Annotated in this window: 17 protein-coding genes and 2 pseudogenes; 11 read left to right on the top strand and 8 right to left on the bottom strand. The window is 69.8% G+C overall.

Translation table 11 applies throughout. The features are described 5' to 3' along the window. The first annotated feature begins 19 nt into the window (after positions 1 to 19). The 7 genes from OO71_RS22935 to OO71_RS22905 all read left to right on the top strand — a co-directional run bounded on the left by OO71_RS22935 (position 20) and on the right by OO71_RS22905 (position 7226). On the top strand, positions 20 to 1015 hold the full coding sequence (locus tag OO71_RS22935) for an ABC transporter substrate-binding protein (RefSeq protein ID WP_033291921.1): 996 nt from the start codon (positions 20 to 22) through the stop codon (positions 1013 to 1015). A 97-nt stretch (positions 1016 to 1112) separates the two neighbouring features. Next, positions 1113 to 2162 (top strand): sensor histidine kinase, encoded by a 1050-nt coding sequence (locus OO71_RS22930; protein WP_033291920.1) that lies wholly within the window; start codon positions 1113 to 1115, stop codon positions 2160 to 2162. Continuing rightward, positions 2159 to 2914, top strand: coding sequence for a LytR/AlgR family response regulator transcription factor (locus OO71_RS22925; protein WP_033291919.1), 756 nt, complete (start codon positions 2159 to 2161; stop codon positions 2912 to 2914). Before OO71_RS22930 ends, OO71_RS22925 begins: the two co-directional genes overlap by 4 nt. Continuing rightward, positions 2911 to 3261, top strand: a complete 351-nt coding sequence (locus tag OO71_RS22920) for a DUF485 domain-containing protein (RefSeq protein ID WP_033291918.1) — start codon at positions 2911 to 2913, stop codon at positions 3259 to 3261. Before OO71_RS22925 ends, OO71_RS22920 begins: the two co-directional genes overlap by 4 nt. Before the next feature lie 194 nt (positions 3262 to 3455). Beyond that, positions 3456 to 5168, top strand: a complete 1713-nt coding sequence (locus OO71_RS22915) for a sodium/solute symporter (protein WP_033291917.1) — start codon at positions 3456 to 3458, stop codon at positions 5166 to 5168. Positions 5169 to 5241: 73 nt separating this feature from the next. After that, complete coding sequence (locus OO71_RS22910; RefSeq protein ID WP_033291916.1) at positions 5242 to 5595, top strand: DUF485 domain-containing protein; 354 nt, start codon at positions 5242 to 5244, stop codon at positions 5593 to 5595. Then, positions 5592 to 7226, top strand: coding sequence for a solute symporter family protein (locus OO71_RS22905; RefSeq protein WP_033291915.1), 1635 nt, complete (start codon positions 5592 to 5594; stop codon positions 7224 to 7226). Before OO71_RS22910 ends, OO71_RS22905 begins: the two co-directional genes overlap by 4 nt. Positions 7227 to 7345: 119 nt before the next feature. Here the strand turns inward: OO71_RS22905 and OO71_RS22900 are convergent, their stop codons facing one another. The 6 genes and pseudogenes from OO71_RS22900 to OO71_RS22875 all read right to left on the bottom strand — a co-directional run bounded on the left by OO71_RS22900 (position 7346) and on the right by OO71_RS22875 (position 12538). Next, positions 7346 to 8083 (bottom strand): isocitrate lyase/PEP mutase family protein, encoded by a 738-nt coding sequence (locus OO71_RS22900; RefSeq protein WP_033291914.1) that lies wholly within the window; start codon positions 8081 to 8083, stop codon positions 7346 to 7348. Continuing rightward, positions 8080 to 8538: a carboxymuconolactone decarboxylase family protein gene (locus OO71_RS22895; protein ID WP_033292014.1), complete on the bottom strand. Its 459-nt coding sequence runs from the start codon at positions 8536 to 8538 to the stop codon at positions 8080 to 8082. The genes OO71_RS22900 and OO71_RS22895 overlap by 4 nt, the downstream gene beginning before the upstream one ends. Before the next feature lie 66 nt (positions 8539 to 8604). Then, positions 8605 to 9327, bottom strand: coding sequence for a peptidylprolyl isomerase (locus OO71_RS22890; RefSeq protein WP_033291913.1), 723 nt, complete (start codon positions 9325 to 9327; stop codon positions 8605 to 8607). A gap of 453 nt (positions 9328 to 9780) precedes the next feature. Continuing rightward, a pseudogene (locus tag OO71_RS49105) lies at positions 9781 to 10306 on the bottom strand (GntR family transcriptional regulator); the annotation flags it as partial. 78 nt (positions 10307 to 10384) lie between these two features. Continuing rightward, positions 10385 to 11347, bottom strand: coding sequence for a methylmalonyl Co-A mutase-associated GTPase MeaB (gene meaB, locus OO71_RS22880; RefSeq protein WP_033291912.1), 963 nt, complete (start codon positions 11345 to 11347; stop codon positions 10385 to 10387). Positions 11348 to 11350: 3 nt separating this feature from the next. After that, entirely contained in the window at positions 11351 to 12538 is a 1188-nt protein-coding gene (locus OO71_RS22875; RefSeq protein ID WP_033292013.1) for an acetyl-CoA C-acetyltransferase, read from the bottom strand. A gap of 139 nt (positions 12539 to 12677) precedes the next feature. On the opposite strand from OO71_RS22875, the gene mce reads away from it, so the two are divergent. Continuing rightward, the gene (gene mce / locus OO71_RS22870; protein ID WP_033291911.1) at positions 12678 to 13142 is read left to right on the top strand and encodes a methylmalonyl-CoA epimerase; all 465 of its coding nucleotides are present in this window, start codon (positions 12678 to 12680) and stop codon (positions 13140 to 13142) included. Between the two features lie 147 nt (positions 13143 to 13289). Here the strand turns inward: mce and OO71_RS22865 are convergent, their stop codons facing one another. Further along, complete coding sequence (locus OO71_RS22865) at positions 13290 to 13874, bottom strand: TetR/AcrR family transcriptional regulator (RefSeq protein WP_033291910.1); 585 nt, start codon at positions 13872 to 13874, stop codon at positions 13290 to 13292. A gap of 28 nt (positions 13875 to 13902) precedes the next feature. Then, positions 13903 to 14271: an SPW repeat domain-containing protein gene (locus tag OO71_RS22860; RefSeq protein WP_051791980.1), complete on the bottom strand. Its 369-nt coding sequence runs from the start codon at positions 14269 to 14271 to the stop codon at positions 13903 to 13905. A gap of 194 nt (positions 14272 to 14465) precedes the next feature. Between OO71_RS22860 and ccrA the strand changes: the two genes are divergently transcribed. From ccrA to OO71_RS22845, 3 genes and pseudogenes are all read left to right on the top strand, one after another. Next, positions 14466 to 15806 (top strand): crotonyl-CoA carboxylase/reductase, encoded by a 1341-nt coding sequence (ccrA, locus tag OO71_RS22855; RefSeq protein WP_033291909.1) that lies wholly within the window; start codon positions 14466 to 14468, stop codon positions 15804 to 15806. Between the two features lie 141 nt (positions 15807 to 15947). After that, positions 15948 to 16952: pseudogene (locus OO71_RS50290) on the top strand (chromosome segregation protein); the annotation flags it as partial. Positions 16953 to 17602: 650 nt separating this feature from the next. After that, positions 17603 to 18052 carry a universal stress protein gene (locus OO71_RS22845; RefSeq protein WP_033291908.1) on the top strand — a complete coding sequence of 150 codons (450 nt, stop codon included), beginning with the start codon at positions 17603 to 17605 and terminating at the stop codon, positions 18050 to 18052.

The following is an 18052-nucleotide window of genomic DNA, read 5'->3' as shown; positions in this document are numbered from 1 at the left end:
GTACAAAGAGGTGCTGACCATGAAACTGACCAAAACCCTCCTCGCCGCCGGGACGCTCGCGTCCGTGGCGACGCTGGTGGCCGCGTGCGGCTCCGGCCAGGTGGGCGGTTCGACGGACAACTCGGGCTCGAACAACGCGAACAGCAAGAAGCTCGCGCTCGTCCCCGGCGTACAGGCGGAGCCGTTCTACATCTCCATGCAGTGCGGTGCGCAGGACGAGGCGAAGAAGCTCGGGTACGAGCTGACCACGCAGGCACCGCAGAAGTTCGACGCCGCCATGCAGACCACGATCGTCAACGCGATGGGCTCCAACCCGCCCGCCGCGCTGCTCATCGCCCCGACCGACGACCACGCGATGCTCGCGCCGATCCAGCAGGTCAAGAACCGCGGCACGAAGATCGTCGAGGTGGACACGTCGCTGAAGGACAAGAGTGTGGCCGTGTCGTCGATCTCCTCGAACAACGAGGAGGGCGGCAAGCTGGCCGCGCAGACGCTGGCGAAGCTCGTCGGCGAGAAGCCGGGTTCGGTGCTGATCCTCGACACCATCGCGGGCACGTCGACCACCGCCGCGCGCGCGAAGGGTTTCGCGGACGAGCTGGCGAAGCACCCGAACCTCAAGTCGATCGGCGTGCAGTACACGCAGAACGAGCCGGACCAGGCCGCGTCGAAGGTGACCGCGGCGCTCGCGTCGACGCCGGACCTCATCGGCATCTTCGCGACCAACCTGAACACCGGTGAGGGCGGCGCCACCGGCCTGCGCAACGCGGGCAAGATCGGCAAGGTGAACCTCGTCGGGTTCGACGCCAGCCCGTCCGAAGTGGACGGTCTGCGCAAGGGCGAGTACCAGGCGCTCATCGCGCAGGACCCGGCGGAGATCGGCAAGCAGGGCGTCGACCAGGCGGTCGCCGCCCTGGAGGGCAAGCCGGTACAGCGGGACCTGACCGCACAGCTGCACTCGATCACCAAGGACGACCTGGACGCCAACTCGAAGTACTTCTACAAGCAGAACTGCTGACCTGCGGCACGGTGAAGGGGACTTTCCACGCGGAAGGTCCCCTTCTTCGTGTTCGGCTACCATCTGTTTCCCCAGATACCTGCAGGGGAGGTCGCCGATGACCGAGAGTGCCCGGCTGCCGTGGCGCTCCCGCCCGGACGCCGCGCGGATCCTCGGCGCGGCGCGGAAGGTCACCGACGACCTGATGGACGGCCTGTCCGGCACCCACGTGCGGCGCGCCGCACACGGGTTGCGGCGGCTGTTCGACGTCGCCGGGCTCGGGCTGTCGGACCTGTCCGGTGCGCTGGCCTGGTCCGGCCGCCCGGCCGCCGACGACGCCGTCACCCGGGTCCTCGACGAGGTCCTGCATCGCGAGGAACCGGCCGTCGACGGCACGCTGACGGCGCTGCCGCTGCACGTCCACGACGAGCTCGCGGGGGCGTTGCTGCTGGTCGGCGACCTGCCCGCCGGAGTTTCGCGGCAAGCCACCGACCTCGTGGTACAGGCGCTGGAACGGGGCCGGCTCGAAGCGTCGGCGGATCAGGCCGCGCAGGCCGAGCTACGGGCTTTGCGCGCGGAGATGTCGCCGCATTTCGTGTACAACGCGCTCACCGTGATCGCGTCGTTCGTCCGTTCGGAGCCGGACCGCGCACGGGACCTGATGCTGGATTTCGCCGACTACACCCGTTACAGCCTGTCGCGGCACGGCGAGTACACCGTCGTGGCCGAGGAATTCCGCGCGGTGGAGACGTATCTGGCACTGCAGCGGGCAGTTTTGGGCGAACGTCTGAAGGTGCAGGTGCGGGTCGCGCCGGAAGTCCTTGCGGTGGCGGTGCCGTACCTGGTACTCGAACCCCTCGTGGAGAACGCGATCCGGCACGGGATCGAGCCGCGGTCGGGCACCGGGCTGGTCCAGGTGCACGGGCAGGCGGAAGGGAACGACTGCGTGATCAGCGTGGAGGACGACGGGGTGGGCATGGAGCCGGAGCGGGCCGCCGCGATCCTCGCCGGGAGTGGTGCCGGTACCGGCCTTGGAATGGCCAATGTGGACAGACGGTTGCGCACGGTGTACGGCGCCTGGTACGGGCTCACGGTGGAAACTGCGGTCGGCGCCGGAACCCGGGTCGTGGTGCGGGTACCCAGGTTCCAGCCGGGGGTGCTGCCGTGACCGGGCTGCGGGTGCTGGCAGTCGACGACCTCCCCCCGGCGCTCGCCGAACTGTGCCGGATGCTGGCCGAGGCCCCGGAAGTCGGCGAGGTCGTGGGAGCGGGTGATGCGCTGAAGGCACTGAAACTGTTGCAGGCAGACCATTTCCACGCGGTATTCCTGGACATCTCGATGCCCGGCCTCGACGGGCTGGAGCTGGCGTCGCTGCTGGCGAAGCTGTCCGAGCCGCCGGTGATCGTGTTCGTGACGGCCCACGACGGGCACGCGGTGACCGCGTACGGCATCGGCGCGGTGGACTACCTGCTGAAACCCGTGCGCACGGAACGGCTGTCGGCCGCGCTGGCGAAGGTGACGCGCCTGGTCCCGCGTGGAGACCGCCAGTCCGCGCCGGACGCGATGGCCGCATTGCCGGTCGATTCGGGCGGGCGCACCAGGTACGTCCGCCGCGACGACGTCCTGTTCGCCGAAGCCAACGGCGACTACGTCCGCCTGCACACTCGCACCGGCGTCCATCCGGTACGAATGCCGATCTCGCGGCTCCAGGAATACTGGGAAGGCACCGGATTCACCCGCGTGCACCGCGGATTCCTGCTCGCGGTGAGTGCGGTGCTGGAACTGCGCAGCGACACCACCGGCGGCCTGCTGGCCCACACCGAAGCAGGCGACGTACCGGTGAGCCGACGACATGCCCGTGACCTGCGCGACCGCCTGCTGGAAGCCGCCCAGCGAGGTCAGCTGGGGAGTCCAGGGTGAGCCGCACGAAACGCGTCGCTGTCACCAGTCCGCAGACCAGGCTCGCCCGGTCGCGGCGGCTCGAACGCGGGCGCTGGCGGATGCCACGGCTGCGCGCGGCGGAGGCAGACCGTGCGGCGGTGCTGTACCGGATCCAGCGCCGCCGTGGGATTCCGGCGCTGGTCGCGATGTTCGTGCTGGTCCTGGGTTTGCCCGTGGTGTTCGCCGTGGCCCCGGCGCTCGACGGCCTGCGGCTGTGGGGGATTCCGGTGTCCTGGCTGCTGATCGCGGTGCTGCCGTACCCGGTCATGGCCGGGCTCGCGTGGTGGCAGCTGCACCGCGCCGAGAAAGTCGAGGACGACCGGTGAGCACCCGCCCCGCCGCACCCCAATGCCACATTCGCTGCATCCCACGCACCCAATGTGGCATTCGCTGCATCCCACGCACCCAATGCCACATTCGGTGCGTCACATGCACCCAATGTGGCATTCGGTGCGTCACATGCACCCAATGCCACATTGGGGCGCTGTGGGCGGCGCATCCCCGGAGCGGGAGGGCGTAGGTGGACATCGCGCTGGCGGTAGCGCCCGTCGTGCTCGTCACGCTGCTCATCGGCGTGCGCGGGGTCGCCGCAATGCGCACCACGTCGGACTTTCTCGTCGCGTCCCGGCGGATCTCGCCGTTCGTCAACTCCGCCGCGGTTTCCGGCGAATACCTCTCCGCAGCCTCGTTTCTGGGCGTCGCCGGGCTGATGGTCAAGGACGGCGTCGGCGCGCTGTGGTACCCGGTCGGGTTCACCGCCGGGTACGTCGCGATGCTGGTGCTGGTTGCCGCGCCGATGCGGCGTTCTGGCGCGCTCACCGTCCCCGACTTCGCCGAAGCGCGCCTCGCCTCGCCCGCGCTGCGGCGGCTGGCGGCCGTGGTGATCCTGGTGATCGGCACGATTTACGTCATCCCCCAGTTCCGCACCGCCGGGCTCGTGCTCACCGCAGTCGGCGGGACTCCGTACTGGGTCGGCGTGGTCATCGCTGGTACCGCGGTCAGTGTCACACTCGCGCTCGGTGGCATGCGCGCGGCGACGTACGTGCAGGCCTTCCAGTTCTTCCTGAAACTCTTGCTGTTCCTGGTTCCCGCGTTGTGGCTGCTCTTGCACGTCGGCGCGACCGACCGCGACGCCAGCCTCAACCCCATCGAGTTCACCCGGTTCTCGCACGCCACCACGGTGCGGTTCGACCACGACGTCACCCTCACCCTCCGCGAACCCACCACCATCGCCGGCCGCGGCACTCTCCCGCCCGGACAACTGGTGGCGCACGAGGGAGAACAGCTCGTCTTCGCCGCCGGTACGCAGGTTCCCGGGGTCGACGGGCAGGTCGCGCTCGGCGGTCCGGAATGGCAACGTCCGCTGCTGGACGTCGACAACGGCCACCCGCTGCTCGGCACCTGGGCCGTACTCGTGGCGACCGTGCTCGGCACGATGGGCCTCCCGCACGTCCTGATGCGCTTCCACACCAGCCCGGACGGCCGCGCCGCCCGCCGCACCGCCGCGATCACCGTTGCGCTGCTGGGGGTTTTCTACCTCTTCCCCGGCATTTACGGCGTGCTCGGCCGAGTGCTCGTACCGCAGCTGTACCTCTCCGGCGACACGGACACGGTCGTCGTCGCGCTGCCGTCGCAGGTCGACCACGGCTGGGCAGGACAGCTTTTCACCGCACTGCTCACCGCCGGTGCGTTCGCCGCATTCCTTGCCACGTCACTGGGTTTGCTGCTGGTGATGTCCGGCGCGCTCGCGTACGACCTGATGCCGGGTGGCCTGCGCCGGCTGCGGGTGACGGTGGTGATCGCTTCGATCGCGATGGTCATCCTGGCCCTGCCGTCCGCGCGTCTCGACGCCGGTGTGCTGGTGACCTGGGGGTTCACCGTCGCCGCGTCCACGTTCTGCCCGCTGCTCGTGCTCGGTATCTGGTGGCAGCGGCTCACCGCGGCGGGCGCAATCTCCGGGGTGCTCACCGGGCTCGCCGCGTCGTCGGGGTCGATCCTGTTCGCGCTCGCCGGGCCGCCGATACACGGATGGGTGGCGATCTTGGTGTCGCAACCGGCACCATGGTCGGTACCACTCGCATTCGGAGTAATGATCGTGGTCTCCCTGCGCGGGCATCCCCCGTCCTGGGCAGGGGCGGCGATGCTCCGGCTGCATCTGGACGAACGCCCTTCGGCCACCCCCGCCGACCGTTCGTCGACCGTTCGTCGTGTGGCCCGGCGTTTGAGCCGCTGAAGGTTCCCCCGCGACGCCGTCGTCCCTACTGTGGCGCGGACCACAACCGCAGCGTCGCAAGGGAGACCCACCCATGAGCGCAGGCGACTCCGACGAGTCCGGCGTCGTGCCGGACCCGACCTGGGAGCGGGTGCACGACAGCGCCGAGTTCCGGGAACTGCGCGGCCGGTTGCGCCGCTTCGTGTTCCCGATGGCCGCGCTGTTCCTCGCCTGGTACCTGCTCTACGTCCTGCTGGCCGACTACGCGCACGGCTTCATGAGCACGAAGATCGCCGGCAACTTCACCGTCGGCCTCCTCTTCGGCTTGCTGCAGTTCGTGTCCACGTTCCTCATCACGTGGCTGTACGTGCGCTACGCCAACAAGAAGCTGGATCCGCTCGCCGAGCGGATCCGCGGTGACATCGAGAACCCGAAGGAGCCGGCATGACCACCACCCTGGCGGCCGGCGTCGAGGGCAGCAGCCCGGCGCTCAACATCAGCATTTTCGCGCTGTTCGTGGTGATCACCCTGGTGATCGTGTTCCGCGCGAGCCGCAACACCAAGACGGCGTCGGACTACTACGCCGCCGGCCGCGCGTTCACCGGCCCGCAGAACGGCATCGCGATCTCCGGCGACTACCTGTCGGCCGCGTCGTTCCTCGGTATCGCCGGCGCCATCGCGATCTACGGCTACGACGGGTTCCTCTACTCCATCGGCTTCCTGGTGGCGTGGCTGGTCGCGCTGCTGCTGGTGGCGGAACTCCTGCGGAACACCGGCAAGTTCACCATGGGCGACGTGCTCGCGTTCCGCATGCGGCAACGTCCGGTGCGAGCCGCGGCGGCGATTTCCACGCTCGTGGTGTCGTTCTTCTACCTGCTGGCCCAGATGGCGGGCGCGGGCGGTCTCGTCGCGCTGCTGCTGGGGATCGAGGGTGCGGCCGCGCAGGCCGTGGTGATCGCGGTGGTCGGCGTGATCATGATCGCGTACGTCCTCATCGGCGGCATGAAGGGCACCACGTGGGTGCAGATCATCAAGGCCGCGCTGCTGATCATCGGCGCGCTGGCGATGACGCTGTGGGTACTCGGCAAGTACGGCTTCAACTTCTCGTCGCTGCTGCAGGGCGCCGTCGACAAGGCGGGCCAGGCAGGCGATGCGCTGCTCGGGCCGGGTAAGCAGTACGGCAAGACCGGCACGACGAAGCTGGACTTCTTCTCCCTCGGCATCGCGCTGGTGCTGGGCACCGCAGGTCTGCCGCACGTGCTGATGCGCTTCTACACCGTGCCGACCGCGCGGGAAGCCCGCCGCTCGGTGGTGTGGGCGATCGTGCTGATCGGCGTGTTCTACCTGTTCACGCTGGTGCTCGGCTACGGCGCGGGCGCGCTGGTCGGCCCGGACGACATCAAGAACGCCCCCGGCGGCGTGAACTCGGCGGCGCCGCTGCTGGCCCTGAACCTCGGCGGCCCTGTCCTGCTGGGCCTGATCTCGGCCATCGCGTTCGCGACGATCCTCGCCGTGGTGGCGGGCCTGACGATCACCGCGTCGGCCTCGTTCGCCCACGACGTGTACGCCAACGTGATGAAGAAGGGCAAGACCGGCACGGGTTCGGAGGTGCGCGTCGCGCGGATCACCGCCGTGGTGATCGGCATCGTCGCGATCCTCGGCGGCATCCTGGCGAACGGGCAGAACATCGCGTTCCTGGTGGCGCTGGCCTTCGCGGTGGCGGCATCGGCCAACCTGCCGACGATCCTGTACTCGCTGTTCTGGAAGCGGTTCAACACCCAGGGCGCGTTGTGGAGCATCTACGGCGGCCTGATCGTGACGATCGTGCTCATCGTGTTCTCGCCGGCGGTGTCCGGGAAACCGGTGGACCCGAAGACGGGCAAGAGCGCGTCGATGATCCAGGGCGTGGACTTCCACTGGTTCCCGCTCGACAACCCGGGCCTGGTGTCGATCCCGCTCGCGTTCATCCTCGGCTGGCTCGGCACGATCCTGTCGAAGGAACACAACGCGGCGAAGTACGCGGAGATGGAGGTACGGTCCCTCACCGGCGCTGGTGCGGAAAAGGCCGTGCAGCACTGAGATCTCACCGGAAACCGCCGGGTGCCTTGTGGCGCCCGGCGGTTTTCTGTTTGCCAGTAAGGCAATTCCCTCGGCGAGGCCGCTGGGTGCCCCCCTGTGGCACCCAGCGGTTCTCCGTTTCAGTACGGCAGTTCCCCCTCGGCGAGGCCGCTGAGCACCCCTTCCAGAGTCCGGCGCAGGTACCGCCACAACCCGGCACCCAGCGAGATCCGCGCAACCCCCAACTCCGCCAGCCCGGCCAGACCCGGACCGCCCGGCAGTACCGACGCATTCACCGGACCACCCACCTGCCGCACGTACTCCGCCAGCAACTCCGGTGAACGCAGCAGGATCGGGTACACACAGTCGGCTCCCGCGTCGAGGTACGCGCGACCGCGGGCCACGGCGTCGTCGAAGACCGCTTGCTCGTCCGGGACTCCCAAGAACGCATCGACCCGCGCGTTGATCACCAGCGCGCCACCGGCTTGGCGTAGCTGCGAAATCCGCATCGCCTGGTCGTCGATCGACCACAATCCGCCCTTGCGGTTGTCGGCGTCTTCGAAATTGCAGCCGACCGCGCCGACGTCGAGCAGCCGCGCGGCGACCTCCGCGGGCGGCAGGCCGTACCCACCTTCCGCGTCAACGCTCACCGGCACCGACACCGCCCGCACAATGCGCGCCGCGGCCGCGAACATCTCGTCCGCACCGGCGCCCTCGTGGTCGGCCTTCCCGAGCGTCGCCGCGACGGCCGCGGAACTCGTTGCCACCACGGGGAAACCGGCCGCCTCGACGAGCTGTGCGGTGTCCCCGTCCCACGCGTTCGGCAGGATCAGCGGCTTCCCGGGCACGTGCAAAGCCCGCAGCTGCTCCGCGGTCACGCGGCACGCTCCGGCAGCACCGCATGGCTCGCGACCATGAGCCGGTTCCACGAGTTGATCGTGACGACCGACCACGCCAGCGCACGGTACTGATCCTCGGTGAACACGCGGGTCGCCTCGGCGTACACCTCCTCGGGGACGTCCTTGTGCTCGGAGATCACCGTCATCGCCTCGGTGTACGCGAGCGCGGCCCGCTCCTGCTCGGTGAACAGCTCGGTCTCCCGCCATCCCTCGAGCACGTACAGCCGCCGCGGCGACTCGCCCGCCTCGATCGCTTCCGCCGCGTGCATGTCGAGGCAGTACGCGCACCCGTTGAGCTGAGAGGCACGCATCTTGACCAGCTCGATGAGCTTCAGGTCGAGTCCCGCGTTCGCGCCCGCCTTCCTCACCTCGGCCTGCAGATGGGACATGGCCTGGTACAACCCACCCGTGGCAAGGGCGATTCGCTTCGTCATGACCTCCACGCTAATCCGGACTGGACTACCGGACTGGTCCACTCCAGCCCTGGTGAAGTGGGCCAGTCAGCGCGCGCAGAACAGGCAGAGCGGCACCACCACCTCCAGATCGGTGGTACGGACAGGTGTGCCGTCGGTACTCCCCGGCCCCGGTTCGACCCCACCGGCCGCGACGTGGTCGAGCGTGCGCAACCCGGCCTCGCCGACGGTGCCGAACACGGTGTAGTTCGGCCGGAGGCTGGAATCCCCGTAGACGACGAAGAACTGTGACCCGTTGGTATCCGGTCCGGCGTTCGCCATGGCCAGCAGGCCCCGCCCGTACGTCCGGCGCTGTCCGGTCGGATCGGACGGCGCGGGTGGCAAGGTGGTGGGCAGCTCGTCGCGGAAGCGGTAGCCCGGGCCGCCCTCACCGGTGCCCGACGGGTCGCCGCATTGCAGGACCTTGAGCGTGGGGTACGCGGTGAGCCGGTGACAGGTGGTGCGGTCGAAGAAGCCGTGCCGCGCGAGGTGCAGGAGGCTCTGCACCGTGCACGGCGCCCGTCCGCGATCGAGCCGCAGCGGAAGCGGACCTTGGTTGGTGAAAACGGCAACGTCGACGCGCCCGTGATCCGGTGTGTGCCGCGGATCAGGCGGCAAGGACACCGGCCGCGCAGCGGGCTCGTCCGGAGTTTCGGTGTACTGGCACGGCCCCGGCGTGCGCTTGGGCGGCGCCGGGTCGGCACTTGCCGCCGGAGCTCCGATGGCGATCAACATCAGCGTGGTCAGTACTGCAATGAGCAGCCTTCTCATGTGGTTCCCTCCCCTTCGCGAGCAGTATAGGAACGGGGACCGACAAAAACTTCCGGCGAACGTCTCGTCCTGAGCATGATCACCGCCCTTCTCGCCGAACAGCAGGGGGTGTCCGGTTACTGGGGACCGCCGCGCTGACCCAGCCGTTGTCGCAGAATCCCCGAAGCGCGGGGCCGATGGTGCGCCGTGGACGAACGCCCCGGTCGGACAGCTGTTCTTCCCCGGCCACAGCGAGGACGCGCTCGGCCCGAACGCGTCGGGACAGCTGGTGCAAGACGCCGTCGGCGCGCGGCTGGCGTACACCGGCGGCTCCACCCTCCACTGGACCGGCACCCCGGACCACCCCAGCGGCCCCGCCCATTGGGGCATGGCAGGTGTGATGGGCGGCTCCAGCGGCGGCCCGCACGGTGACCAAGCCGAGGTACGGCGCTGCTCAGCAGATCCGGTGAGTGCTCAGTCCGCGGGCCACTCGTAGGTGAGTTCGTACCTGTCGGCGGCGAGCACCATGTCGTTCATCTCGAGTGGTCGCCCGCTTTCTCCATACGCGACCCGGGTCACGGTGATCACCGGTGTGCCCGCGGCGATCTGCAGCAGCGCCGCTTCATCCGGCGTGGGCATCCGGGCTCGCACGTGCTCGGTGAACGAGGCCAGCAGGTGGCCTGCTTCTTCCAGCCTCGCGTACGTGCCGCCCGTGCCGGTGTCGGCTTCCTCCACAGCGGTGCCGCGGGTCAGTTCGCGGGGAAGACGCGACCTGGACCGCCCGGTCGCCGGCCCGCAGCACGCGGTCCCGGACCGTGATCTCCGCGCCCGCGGCGATGGCAAGGCTCGCGGAGATCCGGGAATCGGCCTGCTCGAAGCGGATCGTCACCGATGACGACGGCGTGAACCGCCCGGCAGCGTCGGCGAGGAAGGCTCCGTGGTTGCGCGCGCGGGCGTCACGAGAAAGCCGTGAGCGGGCCATGCGGTGGATGATCGACGGCTCACCCAGTTCGTTCACGGGTCGGCGGGATGCGGGCAGCTCACTCCGGTCAGCCATGTCCGCGATTCTCCCCCGCCGTCACCCCTTCAAATCAGCGATCAGCCGATCCGCCGCCGCGAACGGGTCCAGCTCCCGCGCCACCACCAGATCCGCCAGCCCTGCCAACCGGTCCCCATCATGCAGATCCGCCAGCTCGGCATGCAGCCGCCGGAGCGCAATGGCCGCCACTTCCTCCTGTGCCCGCAACGCCCGGCGGCGGGTCAGTTCCCCATGCGCCGCAAGCCAATCATGGTGCGCGCGCAATGCAGCGACGACCTCGTCCGCCCCCTCGCCCTTCGACGCCACCGTGCGGATCACCGGCTGCCGCCAGCTCGGGCCGCGCAGTTCGCGGCGGGACAGGGTGATCATCTGCTTCAGGTCGTGCACCGTCGCGTCGGCGCCGTCTCGGTCGGCTTTGTTCACCACGAACACGTCCGCGATCTCGAGTACCCCTGCCTTGGCCGCCTGTACCCCGTCGCCCATGCCGGGGGCCAGCAGGACCACCGTGGTGTCGGCCAGTTTCACGACGTCCACTTCGGACTGTCCGACCCCGACCGTCTCGATCAGCACCACGTCGAAACCGGCGGCGTCGAGCACCCGTACTGCCTGCGGGGTCGCCCACGACAGGCCGCCGAGGTGGCCTCGCGTGGCCATCGAGCGGATGAACACGCCGGGGTCGGTGGCGTGGTCGGTCATCCGGATCCGGTCACCGAGCAGCGCACCGCCGGAGAACGGCGACGACGGGTCGATCGCCAGTACGCCGACCCGCAATCCCTCGCTGCGCAGGGCGGTGAGCAGCGCCGACGTCGAGGTCGACTTGCCGACTCCGGGTGGTCCGGTAAGCCCGACAACGCGGGCACGGCCGGTGTACGGCGTCAGCGCGCGGGCGATGTCCGCGACGCGCGGGGACGCATCCTCGACGAGCGAGATCAGCCGGGCGACCGCGCGCGGTTGTCCTTCGCGCGCGCGGCCGACCAGCTCGTCGAGGTCCGGGCCGGCCAAGACTTACGCCGACGGGACGCGGATCAGCAGCGCGTCACCCTGGCCGCCGCCACCGCACAGCGCCGCGGCACCGAGGCCGCCACCGCGGCGGCGCAGCTCGTGTACCAGGTGCACGGCCAGCCGCGCACCGGACGCGCCGATCGGGTGGCCAAGCGCGATCGCGCCGCCGTTCGCGTTCACGATCGACGGGTCGAGGCCCAGCTTGTCGCTCGACACCAGGCCGACCGCGGCGAACGCCTCGTTGATCTCCACCAGGTCCAGGTCCGACACGTCCAGCTTGGCCTTGGCCAGCGCCGCGCGGATCGCGTTCGACGGCTGCTCGTGCAGGCTCGCGTCCGGACCCGCGACGACGCCGTGCGCGCCGATCTCGGCCAGCGGCGTGATGCCCAGCTCGGCCGCCTTCTCCGGGCTCGCGACGATGACCGCGGCCGCGCCGTCGGAGATCTGCGACGCCGAACCGGCGGTGATGGTGCCGTCCGAGGCGAAGGCCGGACGCAGCTTGCCGAGGCTGTCGGTGGTGGTGTCCGCGCGCACGCCCTCGTCGGTGTCGAAGAGGACCGGGTCGCCCTTGCGCTGCGGAATCGGCACCGGCGCGATCTCCTCACGGAAGAATCCGGCCTCGATCGCGGCTGCGGCGCGCTGGTGCGACCGCGCGGAGAACTCGTCCTGCTGCTCCCGCGTGACGCCGTAGCGCGAGTTGTACTTCTCCGTGGACGAGCCCATGGCGACCTGGTCGAATGCGCAGAACAGGCCGTCGTACGCCATGTGGTCGACCAGCGTGGTGTCGCCGTACTTGAAGCCGGACCGCGACTTCGGCAGCAGGTGCGGCGCCTGCGTCATCGACTCCTGCCCGCCCGCGACGACGAGGTCGAACTCGCCCGCGCGGATCAGCTGGTCGGCGAGCGCGATCGCATCGAGGCCGGACAGGCACACCTTGTTGATGGTGAGCGCGGGAACGTCCATCGGAATGCCCGCGGCGACCGCGGCCTGCCGCGCCGGGATCTGGCCCGCGCCCGCGGTGAGCACCTGGCCCATGATCGTGTACTGGACCGCATCCGGGGAGACGCCGGCGCGCTCGAGCGCGGCCTTGATCGCGATCCCGCCCAGCTGGGCCCCCGAGAAGTCCTTCAACGAGCCGAGCAGCCGCCCGATGGGGGTGCGGGCAGCGCCAAGGATCACGGAACCGGACACGACGTCCTCCAAAGCATCGGTGCACTGGCAGTGTTCCCACGATACGGCCTCCACCGGGTTCGCGGCGGTCTTGATGGAGCCAGTGTGAGGGGGCGCACGTGGGGTTCCGGCAGGCCCGGTGGCGCCTATCCTGCCCGGTATGACCACCGACACCAGCGCAGCCGTGCTCAAGCCGTTCGTGACCGCGATCGACCACGTCGGCATCGCCGTGCCCGACCTCGACGCGGCCATCGCGTTCCACCGGGACCACTTCGGCCTGGAGGTCGCGCACGAGGAGGTGAACGACGAGCAGGGCGTGCGCGAGGCGATGCTGCGGGCGCCCGGCACCGCGGGTACCGAGACGATGATCCAGCTGCTGGCCCCGTCGCGCGAGGACTCGACGATCGCGAAGTTCATCGGCCGCAACGGGCCGGGCCTGCAGCAGCTGGCGCTTCGAGTGTCCGATGTGGACGCTGCGGCGGCCGCGCTGCGGGCACAGGGCCTGCGGCTGCTGTACGACGCGGCGAAGCGCGGGACGTCGAACAGCCGGGTGAACTTCGTGCACCCCAAGGACGCCGGCGGGGTACTGGTGGAACTGGTGGAACCCGCCGCCGCTGCGCACTGACTCGCCGACATCGCCCCAATGTGGCATTGGGTGCGTCAGATGCACCCAACGCCACATTCGCTGCATCCCACGCACCCAACGCCACATTGGGTGCGTCACATGCAGCGAATGTGGCATTGGGGTGGTGCGGGTGGTGTGGGTGGGGCGTCAGGTGGGTGGGGCAGGTTTGGGCACCCGCGCCGAAAGAGCGTTCGCCACGAAGGTCAGCTCACCGTCGAACTCGGCCGGGCGGTCGTCGCCCGAATGGCGGGCCGTCGCATGCCGGTGGGTGACCGCGCGGGCGACCAGGCCCGAGGCGTTGTCGATGTCCGGGCCGGCCAGCCGTCCGCCGGTGGCCGCCACGATCACCGACCGCACCAGGCGGACCAGCTGCTGGAACCGGTCGGCCAGTGCGTCGCGTACCACGTGGTGGGTGTCGGCCTCGCGCCAGAGCAGGTGGGACAGCCCGAGCGACCCGGTGAACCTCCGGTCGAGCTCGACCACCAGGCCGCGCAGCGAGCCCGCCAGGTCGCCGGGGACGACGACCGTGGCGGGTTCGATGCGTTCGTCCGGCAGCCGGTCCACGAGTGCGGCCAGCAGGTCGGACTTGCGGCGGAAGTAGTAGTGGACCAGGCCCTTCGGGACCCCGGCGCGCTCCGCGATGCGGGACGTCGGGGTCGCCTCGAAGCCGGACTCGGCGAACAGCTCCTCCGCCGCGCACAGGATGCGTTCTTTCGCCGAGTCGTCGGTCATGGTCACCTTCCTCGCGAGGGCCGCGCCGTCAGTGCTGCCCCGCCGTCCGGTGGGCGGCGTTGGCCTCCGGCATCGCGGCCGCGCCGGCGATGATCGTCAGCGCACCGGCGACCCAGGACGTCCACGACGCCCCGTTGAACTCCGTGTACCCCATCACCCACGGGGCAATGAAGAGCAGCGCACCCAGGATGATCTGGACGCCCTCGCCGTAGACCATGCTCGGTGCCGCGAGCGACACCAGGCCGTCGATGGCGATCAGCGCACCGAGGACCACCATCGTCCACACCATCGTGGTGTTCGTGCTCAGCCAAAGGGGTGAAAGAGCGGCGACAACACCGATGACTACCTCGGCCCAGTCATAGGGCCGTGTCCAGGCGCGCGTCGAGACTTCACTCATTCGTGCTCACCTCCGCCGGAAAAGAGCCGTTCAGGGAGATTTCCCGCTTTCCACTGTGCGCCTTGGTTGGCCGGCCGGTCAAGATCTGTGCGTCACAGTTCGTGCGGGAGATTTCCGTCTCGTAAGGTGGTGCCACCGGTTACCGTCGAGTAAATCTTTCCGCCACGCCGCGAACGACTCCGTGGAGGTTTCCGATGACGCAGATCGACGAGATCCGGCAGGCGATTCTGGGTGGTCACCACGACGCCCTCGCCTCGCTGCCGGTACCCGCCAGCTACCGCGGCGTCACGGTGCATGCCGACGAGGTCGGCCTGTTCGAAGGCCTGCCCAGCGCCGAGAAGGACCCGCGCCGCTCGCTGCACGTCGACGACGTGCCGACCCCCGAGCTCGGGCCGGGCGAGGCGCTGGTGGCCGTGATGGCCAGTGCGATCAACTACAACACCGTCTGGACGTCGATTTTCGAGCCGATCCCGACGTTCAAGTTCCTCGAGCGCTACGGCAAGGTCTCGCCGCTGGCCAAACGGCACGACCTGCCGTACCACGTGGTCGGCTCCGACCTGTCCGGCGTCGTGCTGCGCACCGGGGCCGGGGTGCACAACTGGAAGCCCGGCGACGAGGTCGTCGCGCACTGCCTCAACGTCGAGCTGGAAGGCCCGGACGGGCACAACGACACGATGCTCGACACCGAGCAGCGGATCTGGGGCTTCGAGACGAACTTCGGCGGGCTGGCCGAGATCGCGCTGGTCAAGGCCAACCAGCTGATGCCGAAGCCGGGTCATCTCACCTGGGAAGAGGCGGCGTCACCCGGGCTGGTCAACTCCACCGCCTACCGGCAGCTGGTCTCACGCAACGGCGCGGACATGAAGCAGGGCGACGTCGTGCTCATCTGGGGCGCTTCGGGCGGGCTCGGCTCGTACGCGACGCAGTACGCGCTCAACGGCGGCGCGATTCCGGTGTGCGTGGTGTCCAGCCCGGAGAAGGCCGAGATCTGCCGCAAGCTCGGCGCGGAACTGATCATCGACCGTACCGCCGAGGGATATCGCTTCTGGAAGAACGAAAACGAGCAGGATCCGAAGGAATGGCAGCGGTTCGGTGCGAAAATCCGGGAGCTGACCGGCGGGGAGGACCCGGACATCGTGTTCGAGCACCCGGGCCGGGAGACGTTCGGCGCTTCGGTGTACGCCGCGCGCAAGGGCGGCACGATCGTCACCTGCGCATCGACTTCCGGGTACATGCATCAGTACGACAACCGGTACCTGTGGATGAACCTCAAGCGGATCATCGGCTCGCACTTCGCGAACTACCGGGAGTCGTGGGAGGCGAACCGGCTGATCGCCAAGGGGTTGATCCACCCGACGCTGTCTAAGACGTACTCGCTCGAAGAGACCGGGCAGGCCGCGCTCGACGTGCACCGCAATGCGCACCAGGGCAAGGTCGGCGTGCTCGCGCTGGCGCCGGAGGAGGGTCTCGGCGTGCGTGACGAAGAGCTGCGGGCCAAGCACCTCGACGGGATCAATGCCTTCCGGGGCGCCTGAGGTTGCTTGCGGACCAGACCATCTGCCTCTCCGGTCCGGCCGCTCGGCGCACGGGCGGCCGGACCCCGTGGGTACTCACCCGTCCGTGACGCCGAAGCGGCTACGGTAGGGCGCATGAGCCTTGGCGAGGAACGGGAACTGGTGCCGCTGGGAGCCGGCTTCGACGTGGCGAAGCGTGGCTACAGCCGCGCCCAGGTCGACGAGCACCTGGAACGGCTGGACGGCGACCTCAAGATGCTCACCGCCGACCGTGATGCCGCCATCGCGCAGTCCGGCGATCTGGCCCGTCAGCTCGAGGTGGCCCGCGGGGAGATCGCCGACCTGCGCGGGCAGGTCGACCGGCTCGCGCAGCCGCCGACGAGTGTCGAAGGGCTGTCCGAGCGCCTGCAGCGGATGCTGCGGCTGGCGCAGGACGAGGCCGCCGACACACGCGCCCGCGCCGAGGCCGAGGCCGGGCACATCCGCGCCAAGGCGGAGACCGACGCGAGCGCCATGCGGGCGCGGTACGAGCAGCTGCTCACCGAATTGGACCTGCGCCGCAAGGAAATGGAAGCCGAGCACCGCAAGGTACTCGAGGACGCGCGCGCCGAGGCCAAGCGGATCACCGACGAGGCCGAGGCCGAGCGGCAGAAGCTGGACGCGGAGTCCGAGGCCCGCCGCACGCAGGTCGAGGAAGACTTCGAGATCGCCATGGCGACCCGCCGCGCCGAGGCGATGCGGGTACTGGCCGAGCAGGAAGCGGCCAGCAAGGCCGAGGCCGAACGCCGGGTCCGCGAGGCGGCCGAGGACGCCGCCGCGATCCGCGCGAAGGTGCTCGAGGAGGAGACCGCCGCGAAGGCCGACATCGACCGCCGCCAGCGCGAGTCGGTGGCCGACGCGAACAAGCGACGGCAGGACTCGATCACCGAGGCGAACGCCCGCCTGGCCGAGGCTGCCGACGAGGCCCGCCGCCGGGTCCGGACGGCCACCGACGAGTCCAACCGGCGGATCACGCAGGCGAACGAGCGGGTCGAGGCGTTGCGCACGGTGCGCGCCAGCTTGGCCGAGCAGGTCCGATCGGCACGCACGGTGCTGGCGGAGGCACAGCACGTGCTCGGGGAGACCGAGGTGGCGGTTCCGGCGGACATCAAGGCGGCGGTGGAGTCGGCCAACGGCACGGGGGCGAAGCCGGGTGGTTCGGGTGGTTCCGGGTCCGGGCAGAGCGGCAAGGCTGCCGACCAAGGCGCGGCAGGCCAGGGCGGCGGCAAGACCGGCCCAACCGGACCCGGCCAGGGCGGCAACGCGGCGGGTGTGCCACAAAGCAGCGGCAAGCCCGGCGCAACCGGACCCGGCCAGGGCGGCAATGCGGCGAACGCGACCCAGGGTGGCGGTGCCGCGAGCGCCCGGCAAGGCGGCAACACGGCGAACGCAGGTCAGGGCGGCGGCAAGCCTGGCGCAACCGGACCCGGCCAAAGCGCGGCAGGCTCGTCGCAAAGTGGTGGCACCCCGGCGGGTGCATCGCAGAGTGGCGGCGTCCAGCCAAGCAGCGGCAAGCCCGGCGCCCAGCAAGGCGGCCCGACCGCAGCCAAGCAAGGCGCGCAGAGTAGCCCCGCGGCTGGTCAGGGAGCCAAAGCAGCCCCGGCAGCGAGCGGGAAGGCTGCGCCGCAGCCCGACGTCGAGCAGACTGTCCGGCTTCGGACCTCCAACGTGCCCAAGCCGCAGCCTCAGCCGCGTCCGGCGGGGAAACCGACTGGCGAGTAACCTTCCCCCGCGTAGGGGCCGCGCCGCCCCGCTGACCTAGCGCCGGGAGGTTGTGGATGGCTGTCTATCGGACCGTGGTGGTGGGCACGGACGGGTCCGACTCGTCGTTCGCCGCGGTGGACCGGGCTGCCGGGGTGGCTGCCGACGCAGGGGCGACGCTGGTCGTCGTGTGTGCGTATCACCCGGCCAGCCGTCAGGACGTCGAGCGGGCGCAGGACGAGCTCGGCGACGAGGCTTACCAGGTCGTCGGGTCCGCTCCTGCGGAGGACTCGCTGCAGAGCGCGCGTGACCGTGCGGCCAAGGTCGGTGCCGCCTCGATCGAGACGGTCGCGATCGAGGGCGAACCGGTCGAAACGCTGCGGAAGGTCGTGCACGAGCGCAAGGCCGACCTGCTCGTCGTCGGCAACCGCGGACTCAACACGCTCGCCGGGCGGATTCTCGGCTCGGTGCCGTCGGAGGTGGCCCGCAAATCGGGCGTCGACGTGCTCATCGTGCACACCACCTGA

It is taken from the genome of Amycolatopsis jejuensis (assembly GCF_000717335.1).
In the GTDB taxonomy this organism is placed as follows: Bacteria; Actinomycetota; Actinomycetes; order Mycobacteriales; family Pseudonocardiaceae; genus Amycolatopsis; species Amycolatopsis jejuensis.
This window is presented reverse-complemented; position numbering and strand designations above follow the sequence as displayed.

Bases quoted from the DNA above. Each gene is read 5' to 3' on its own strand.
- mce (WP_033291911.1), top strand. From the start codon at position 12,678: ATGACCACCGACACCAGCGCAGCCGTGCTCAAGCCGTTCGTGACCGCG.
- ccrA (WP_033291909.1), top strand. From the start codon at position 14,466: ATGACGCAGATCGACGAGATCCGGCAGGCGATTCTGGGTGGTCACCAC.
- OO71_RS22860 (WP_051791980.1), bottom strand. From the start codon at position 14,271: ATGAGTGAAGTCTCGACGCGCGCCTGGACACGGCCCTATGACTGGGCC.
- OO71_RS22895 (WP_033292014.1), bottom strand. From the start codon at position 8,538: ATGACGAAGCGAATCGCCCTTGCCACGGGTGGGTTGTACCAGGCCATG.
- OO71_RS22905 (WP_033291915.1), top strand. From the start codon at position 5,592: ATGACCACCACCCTGGCGGCCGGCGTCGAGGGCAGCAGCCCGGCGCTC.
- OO71_RS22930 (WP_033291920.1), top strand. From the start codon at position 1,113: ATGACCGAGAGTGCCCGGCTGCCGTGGCGCTCCCGCCCGGACGCCGCG.
- OO71_RS22890 (WP_033291913.1), bottom strand. From the start codon at position 9,327: ATGAGAAGGCTGCTCATTGCAGTACTGACCACGCTGATGTTGATCGCC.
- OO71_RS22910 (WP_033291916.1), top strand. From the start codon at position 5,242: ATGAGCGCAGGCGACTCCGACGAGTCCGGCGTCGTGCCGGACCCGACC.
- OO71_RS22865 (WP_033291910.1), bottom strand. From the start codon at position 13,874: ATGACCGACGACTCGGCGAAAGAACGCATCCTGTGCGCGGCGGAGGAG.
- OO71_RS22845 (WP_033291908.1), top strand. From the start codon at position 17,603: ATGGCTGTCTATCGGACCGTGGTGGTGGGCACGGACGGGTCCGACTCG.
- OO71_RS22935 (WP_033291921.1), top strand. From the start codon at position 20: ATGAAACTGACCAAAACCCTCCTCGCCGCCGGGACGCTCGCGTCCGTG.